This window comes from Protofrankia sp. Cr1 (assembly GCF_963555865.1).
Classification (GTDB): domain Bacteria; phylum Actinomycetota; class Actinomycetes; order Frankiales; family Frankiaceae; genus Protofrankia.
Window position 1 is genome coordinate 1 of the sequence record NZ_CAUVXO010000115.1, and the last position, 7,021, is coordinate 7,021.

The following is a 7,021-nucleotide window of genomic DNA, read 5'->3' on the forward strand; positions in this document are numbered from 1 at the left end:
CGCCTAGGCGTCTGGCCCCGGCTGGACCGGCCGGGCTGCGTCTGCGGCCCGGCCCGGTCGGGCACGGCCTCGCCGTCGGAACGTGGGCCCGCGGCCCGGCCGCTGTTCCCGGCAGCGCCGCTCTGCGCGAGAGCGTCCCGCAGCAGCCGTGCCTCGGCCGGCGACATGTGCTCGACGAAGTGCATCAGCGTCACCGCCCGGTCGGTACTGTCGGCGAGCGCCTCCCCCATCACCTCGGCGCTGTGGACCTCCCGCGAACGTACCGGCTCGTACAGGTAGGCCCGACCGTCGAGGCTTCGACGCAGCCAGCCCTTGCGGCGCAGGTTGTCCATCACCGTCATCACCGTCGTGTAGGCGATCCGGCGGTGCACCAGCAGTTCCTCATACACCGCGCGGACCGTCTGCGGCTGGCTCGCCGACCAGAGCCTGTCCATGACCACGGCCTCCAGCTCACCCAGTCCCCGCACGCCTGCCGCCTCCACACGTCCCACCTGGCGCCCTGCCCCGGCTGACGCGGCCCACGTCCACACCCGGAAGAGGTACCCATTCATCTACGAACATCGATCGTAGACCATCGGGGCGGCGAGGGTGGATAACCCGGACCGCCACCTCCACGGCGCACGACAACCCGTTCCCGGCTGGCCTACAACGGTGTCCGGTACCCGCTGATCAGACCCTGCATCCAGACGATCAGGTCGGTCCACAGCCCGCTGACCTGCATCAGGCCGACGAGGACCAGCATGATCCCGCCGAGCCGCATGATGGCCGTCGAATGGCGGCGCAGGACGGTGAACACCCGCACCGCACGGTCGAAGGCGATCCCGGCGGCGATGAATGGCAGTCCCAGGCCCAGGCTGTAGGCGAACGACAGCAGCGCCCCCCGCCCGGCGGTACCGGCGTTGAACGACAGGCTGAGCACCGCGGCCAGGGTCGGCCCGATGCACGGCGTCCAGCCGATCCCGAACAGCACCCCCAGCAACGGTGCACCGGCCAGCCCCGCCGCCGGCCGGTAGTGCACCCGGAGGCTGCGGCCCGTCCACGGCAGCCGTTCCAGCAGGCCGGCGAACATCAACCCGAGCAGAATCGTCAGACCGCCGAGTACCCGGGTGATCACCTGTTGGTGGATCAGCAGAACCCGGCCCGCCCCGCCGAACGCGGCTCCGTAGCTGACGAAGACCGCGGAGAAACCCAGGACGAACAGCACACCGCCGACCAGCGTCCGGCTGCGACGCCACCACCTCGCCAGCGGTCGGATGGATGAGGGCGCTGCCACCGGCGCTGCGACGGCACCGGCGCGGCCGGGTTGGCGGGCCTCGGCGCCGCTCAACCCGGTGACGTAGGACAGGTAGCCGGGAACCAGCGGCAGGCAGCACGGCGACACGAACGAGATCACCCCGGCGGCCACCGCGATCGGGAGCGCGAGCAGCAGTGACCCGGACAGCACCACCGACCCCACCTCGCCACCCGCCGCCAGCAGCATCAGCCCACCTCCCACACCGGCCCCAGGGCCGTCGCCGCGCGTCGTCGGCTTCTACAGCCACTTCGACCGGTTGTAGAAGCCACAGCCACTATCCGGCATAGTAGAGAGATGCGTCTACGGCGCGTCCCCGTGGTGTCCGCGATCGGACGTGCCGTTCTCGCCGGGTGCGCGAACCACGACGCTGTCGACCTCGCCGCGCTGCGCGGCCAGATCGTGGTCATCAACGTGTGGGCGTCCGTGGTACGCGCCGTGCCGCGTCGAAACCCCCGGGCTGGTCACGGCGTACAACCGGACCCACGCACAGGGGGTGGCCGTCGGGTTCCGGCCCGCTGCAAAACCACACCCGTCGTCCACGGTGGAGGCAGCTGCAGACGCGGCATGGCAGGTCTTTCGGCACTCCGTTGCCATGCACATCGGCCTCCCTACGCGCTGCCACGTTCCCTGTTTCCAGGGGGTATGCAGGGAAAGACTGACGTTGCAACGCCCGACAAGGGAGGCCGCTGATGATGAAGAAAAACGTGCCCGTCTACGCCCTGGCCGCTTCAATCATCATCGGAGGCCTCGTCATCACCGGGCTGCTGCCGGCCACGGCGCTGTTCACTCTTCTACTCCTCGCGGGCTGCCCACTGATGATGTTTTTCATGATGGGCGGGATGGGAGGCGATGACCACCATCACGAGAAGGAAAGCAACTCCGCGCGCCCCCAACGGTAAGGCCCAACTGATGCTCTTCATGTATGGCGGACACGGCGTGCATGGCAATCACAGTGGACCCGGCCAGCATCCCGGGGGTTACCCGCCACTCGCCCGAACAGCACGGCCATAGGACGCTGGGGCACAAGGAGGGGTGTGATGGACGTCTCCGCCTACCGCGGGGTCCCCGCCGGCCGCGAGGCGATCGATGGAGGAGAGGGTCTGGCGACCGCGGTTCTCCAGATGTCGGGCCTGTACTGGGCGACCGAGAAGGCGCGGGTGGAGGCAGTGCTGGGCCGCCGCCCCGGGGTGCACGGGGTGGCGGCGAACCCGGTCTCCCAGACCGCGACCGTACGGTTCGACCCGACGCGGACGTCCGTAGCGGAACTGGCCGGTTGGGTTCGCGACTGCGGCCTGCATTGCCGGGGCCAGTCCGTGCCCGACCATGTCTGTGACCCGCTCGCCGAGCCGCACCGAGCTCCCATGCCGCATCCGGCGGATGCGGATCACCCTGACCATGCCGCGGACACGGCCACGGCCGGGCACCTCGTCCCAGTCGCGGCCGAGGGAGCGGCGACCTCGCAGGCCGAGGCTGAGGCCGTGGGGCATGGTGGGCATGCGGGGATGTCGATGGCGGCGATGGTCGCCGACATGCGCAATCGTTTCCTGGTCGCGGCGCTCTTCTCGATCCCGATCATGCTCTGGTCGGCGATCGGCCGTGACGTCCTGGGCTTCGACGTGGCCGCGCCGTTCGGGTTGCGCGACGACGTGTTTCAGCTGATCCTCAGCCTGCCTGTGATCTTCTGGGCGTCGTGGATCTTCTTCGACGGGGCGGTACGGGCCCTGCGCGCACGGACGCTGGACATGATGGTGCTGGTCGCGGTCGCTGTCGGCATCGGCTGGGCATACTCCCTCGTTGTCACGCTCACCGGCGGCGGGGACGTCTTCTACGAGGCGGCGACCGTGCTCGCCGCGTTCGTGCTGCTGGGGCACTGGTTCGAGCTGCGCGCCCGCGGCGGAGCCACCGACGCGATCCGCACTCTGCTCGAGCTCGCGCCGGAGACGGCGCTGGTGGTGCGGGACGGCGAACCGGTCGAGGTGCCGACCGCCGAGGTGGCCGTCGGTGACCTGCTGCTCGTCCGCCCCGGTGGCAGGATCGCCGTCGACGGGGTGGTCGAGGCGGGCGAGTCCGACGTGGACGAGTCGATGGTGACCGGCGAGAGCCTGCCGGTGCACAAGACCGTCGGCGCGGAGGTGATCGGCGCGACCATCAACACCAGCGGCACCCTGCGGGTCCGGGCCACCAAGGTCGGGGCGGACACGGCACTGGCGCAGATCGTCGCGCTCGTTCAGGAGGCGCAGAACAGCAGGGCGCCCGGTCAGCGGCTGGCCGACCGGGCGGCGTTCTGGCTGGTGCTCGTCGCGCTGCTGGGCGGGCTCGGCACACTGCTCGTCTGGCTGCTGGGGACCGGCCGTCCCGCCACGGAGGCAGTCCTGTTCGCGATCACGGTGGTCGTCATCACCTGCCCGGACGCGTTGGGACTCGCCACCCCTACGGCAATCATGGTGGGGACCGGTCTCGGTGCGAAACGCGGCATCCTGTTCAAGAGCGCGACCGCGTTGGAGACCTCAGCCCGGATCGACGCGGTCGTCCTGGACAAGACCGGCACCCTGACCAAGGGCGAACCGGAGGTGACCGCGATCCTCGTGGACGGCAGCGTCGACGGTCTGGTCGAGGAGGAGCTGCTGCGGCTGGTGGCCGCGGTCGAACGGGAGTCCGAGCATCCACTCGCCGCGGCGGTCGTCCGGCATGCCGACGGACGTGGGGTACCGGCGGCCCGGGCGGAGGCGTTCGCGAGCCACGCCGGGCGCGGGGCGGTCGCCACCGTCGACGGGCGGCGGGTTGCGGTCGGCAACCGCCGGCTGATCGAACAGGAAGGAGTCCCACGGGGTAACCGTGATGGGCGGTGGGACGAACTGGCGGCGGGCGGCCGGACCGCGGTGGGCGTTGCGGTCGACGGCCAACTGGCCGGGATCATCGGCATCGCCGACGCGCCGCGGCCGACGGCTGCCGCGGCGGTGCGGGCGCTGCACGACGCCGGTATCGATGTGATCATGCTCACCGGTGACAACCGGGCCACCGCCGAGCGGATCGCCGGCGAGCTCGGCATCGACACGGTCATCGCCGAGGTGCTGCCCGGCGACAAGGCCGCGAAGGTCGCCGGGCTGCAGCGCGACGGCCGTCGGGTCGCCATGGTCGGCGACGGTGTCAACGACGCTCCGGCGCTGGCCCAGGCCGACCTCGGTATCGCCATCGGTGCCGGCACCGACGTGGCGATCGAGACCGCCGACGTGGTGCTGATGCGCTCCGAGCCGCTCGACGTGCCGGCCGCGCTGCTCATCGGCCGCGGCACGCTACGCAAGATGCGCCAGAACCTCGGTTGGGCCGTCGGCTACAACACCATCGCCCTGCCGATCGCGGCGGGAGCGTTCGAACCCGCATTCGGATTGGTGCTGCGTCCTGAGATCGCGGCCCTGGCCATGTCCGGGTCCAGCTTCCTGGTCGCCGTCAATGCACTCCTGCTCAAGCGGCTGCGGCTACCCCGCTCCCTCGCCACGCCAGCGGAGGAGCCGAAAGAGCCGGACGTCCGGCCGGCACCCACGCCGTCTCTCGCGCAGTGAGCACCCCGGCGGTCGCGCTACCACCGGGTCTTACCCGCGGTGACATCGAAGCTCAGGGTCAGGTAGATCCTGGTCAGGACCCGGATGATGCAGCTCTCCAGCACGATCTCACCGATCAGGAACGACCAGTGGTCCAGGAAAACCTTGTTCAGGTTGCGTCGCAGGGCCGCCTGCGTGGACGGCTTGGAACTCGCCGCGTTTGACACGTTGCGACACGACCTGACAGGAGACGCCGAGCGCGAGGGTGGCTTCGAGCATGGCCAGTCAGCCTTCTGATCCACGGGGCCATCTACCATAGAGCTTAGTACTATATCCACACCTCTGATCATTAAGGGCGGGTCGGTTGAGGCGGGTACACGCGTTGCCAGCCGGGATCCCCACCCCGGTTCCACCGCGACTCCTGAATGGTGCCTAGAATGTCCAAAAAAGGTAAGAACGAGGGTGGCGCCGACAAGACACGGCGCACTGATGCATCCCAGCCTGCCCTGACACCGCTGGAGCGGAAAGCCGCCGAACGCCGGGCGCGGTACCAGAAGAAGCGACGGATCATCCGCACCGGCCAGGTCCTGATGGCCACCGGAGCGCTGATGGCGCTGATCCACCTGCTGGCCCATTGGGGTGCATTCGGCGGTCAGCCATCCAACCTCGTCGATCTCGTCGCCGGCTACCCGGCCGCAATACTGATCGTCTTCGTCGGCGCGGTCGCCGCTGGCCAGCGGCAGTAAACCGCCAGGCGGACCCGACACCCCGAGTCAGAAGTCGTGCCTTGTGCACCACCCGCAGGGACGGGTGGGCGACTGCTGAGCGTCATGCCTGGCGGCCGGCTCTCGCGGCATCAGCGGCCACGGCCGGCGGCCGGCACGGCGCAATCGCCCTGTCGTCAGCTGCGGTAGCGGAGCCGGACGGTGCGTCCACCGTCGGTGGACGTGTAGATCCCGGTATGGGTGGCCGCCTGCACCGTGGTTGCATCGACAGCGGTGAACGCTGCGGGTGCGCCGTCGAGTGAACCGCGTTGCTGCCACGTCGTCCCGCCGTCCGTGCTGGCGAGGACCGCACCCGTCGCCGCAGCCCCGAACAGCACGTCGGGGGCAGGCCACGACAGCAGGGTCAGCGGCGGCGCAGCGGCGAGCGGGATGAAGGTGCGCCCGCCGTCGGTACTGCGGGTCAGACCCTGCCCGGTGGTCGCGAGGATCAGATCAGGGTCGGTGGGACTCACCGCGAAATCAATGATCGGAAGAGCGGCGCGGCGGTCCCAGTCGGTGCGGTTAGCGCTGACCATGAACTGGCCGGTGGTGCTGCTGTAGCCGTAGACCTGGCCGTGGGCCACCCTGAGCCCGTGGAAGTCGGCCTGGCCCTCCAGCGACAGGGTGCGCCAGGTCTGCCCGGCGTCGGTGGACTCGATCAACCCGAGAAGGACTGGCCTGTTCTCTCGGATGTCGGGGTGGCCACTGCCGAGGAAATGATGCGGCCCCACCACGGCGAACCCCATGGTGTCCTGGTATCGGCCGGCGATCCGCGTCGCCGGCCCGCTGGCGGGGACGCGGAACACCCCGTAGTGGGTAGCCGCGTACAGGGTGCCGTCCGCCGGGTCGACGCCGAGGCCGTGGACGTGCGCCATCCCCAGATCCCCACCCGCCCACTCGCTGCCACCGGCGATGTCATGCCGGTCGCCGGGAACAACCGCCACCGCCACGGCGACGGCGAGCGCCGCCACACCGACAACCAGGAGCCCCCAGCTTCGCAACCGCGCCGGCCTGCCCACGCCGGCCGCCTGTCCGGCGAGGCCGAACCGGTGCATCACGCTGGTACGTTTCGCCACAGAGTCCGCTCCTCGTCCGGGTGCCGGTGCCTCACATCAGCCAACTACGAAGAAGAATAGTAGATAAGGGGTGACCGGAATACGGCGGATAGCCGCCCGCCGCGTCTCGGGGTCCGTCATGTCGCTGCCACGTGGGGGGCACGGCATACGGGGTGCCCGGCGAGCGCCGGGAGCTCCGCCTCAACCTGTCAGGCTGTGTACACCACTAGGGCGTGTATTCGGTTGCAATCAAGGGGTGATCCGCGTGAGATCCTTGATCTAGATTATCGAGGCGCGGAGATGGAGACCAGCAAGGTAGCTCTGCGGGGTCTTGTCATAGCGGGTGGCGATGCCTCGCCAGTCCTTCAG

General features: G+C 69.6%; 7 protein-coding genes. 3 read left to right on the forward strand and 4 right to left on the reverse strand.

Annotation, left to right across the window (positions count from 1 at the left end; genetic code table 11):
- Positions 1-551, reverse strand: a 551-nt coding sequence (locus U9980_RS11750) for a BlaI/MecI/CopY family transcriptional regulator (protein WP_322767944.1), incomplete at its 3' end; no start/stop codon positions are given.
- Between the two features lie 92 nt (positions 552-643).
- Positions 644-1,480: a cytochrome c biogenesis CcdA family protein gene (locus tag U9980_RS11755; protein ID WP_322767945.1), complete on the reverse strand. Its 837-nt coding sequence runs from the start codon at positions 1,478-1,480 to the stop codon at positions 644-646.
- A 503-nt stretch (positions 1,481-1,983) separates the two neighbouring features.
- Here U9980_RS11755 and U9980_RS11760 point away from each other — a divergent pair.
- Both U9980_RS11760 and U9980_RS11765 read left to right on the forward strand, forming a co-directional pair.
- Entirely contained in the window at positions 1,984-2,193 is a 210-nt protein-coding gene (locus U9980_RS11760) for a DUF2933 domain-containing protein (protein ID WP_322748278.1), read from the forward strand.
- Positions 2,194-2,415: 222 nt separating this feature from the next.
- Complete coding sequence (locus U9980_RS11765; RefSeq protein WP_416210243.1) at positions 2,416-4,854, forward strand: heavy metal translocating P-type ATPase; 2,439 nt, start codon at positions 2,416-2,418, stop codon at positions 4,852-4,854.
- A gap of 17 nt (positions 4,855-4,871) precedes the next feature.
- Here the strand turns inward: U9980_RS11765 and U9980_RS11770 are convergent, their stop codons facing one another.
- The gene (locus U9980_RS11770; RefSeq protein WP_416210241.1) at positions 4,872-5,060 is read right to left on the reverse strand and encodes a hypothetical protein; all 189 of its coding nucleotides are present in this window, start codon (positions 5,058-5,060) and stop codon (positions 4,872-4,874) included.
- A 210-nt stretch (positions 5,061-5,270) separates the two neighbouring features.
- Here U9980_RS11770 and U9980_RS11775 point away from each other — a divergent pair, with 210 nt between their 5' ends.
- Entirely contained in the window at positions 5,271-5,579 is a 309-nt protein-coding gene (locus tag U9980_RS11775; protein WP_322767947.1) for a hypothetical protein, read from the forward strand.
- A gap of 155 nt (positions 5,580-5,734) precedes the next feature.
- On the opposite strand, the gene U9980_RS11780 is transcribed toward U9980_RS11775, so the two are convergent.
- Complete coding sequence (locus U9980_RS11780) at positions 5,735-6,673, reverse strand: F510_1955 family glycosylhydrolase (RefSeq protein ID WP_322767948.1); 939 nt, start codon at positions 6,671-6,673, stop codon at positions 5,735-5,737.
- Between the last annotated feature and the right edge of the window lie 348 nt (positions 6,674-7,021).

What these genes read in the sequence shown, in the direction of transcription:
- U9980_RS11760 (WP_322748278.1), top strand. Translation starts at nt 1,984, where the DNA reads ATGATGAAGAAAAACGTGCCCGTCTACGCCCTGGCCGCTTCAATCATC.
- U9980_RS11765 (WP_416210243.1), top strand. Translation starts at nt 2,416, where the DNA reads ATGTCGGGCCTGTACTGGGCGACCGAGAAGGCGCGGGTGGAGGCAGTG.
- U9980_RS11775 (WP_322767947.1), top strand. Translation starts at nt 5,271, where the DNA reads ATGTCCAAAAAAGGTAAGAACGAGGGTGGCGCCGACAAGACACGGCGC.
- U9980_RS11755 (WP_322767945.1), bottom strand. Translation starts at nt 1,480, where the DNA reads ATGCTGCTGGCGGCGGGTGGCGAGGTGGGGTCGGTGGTGCTGTCCGGG.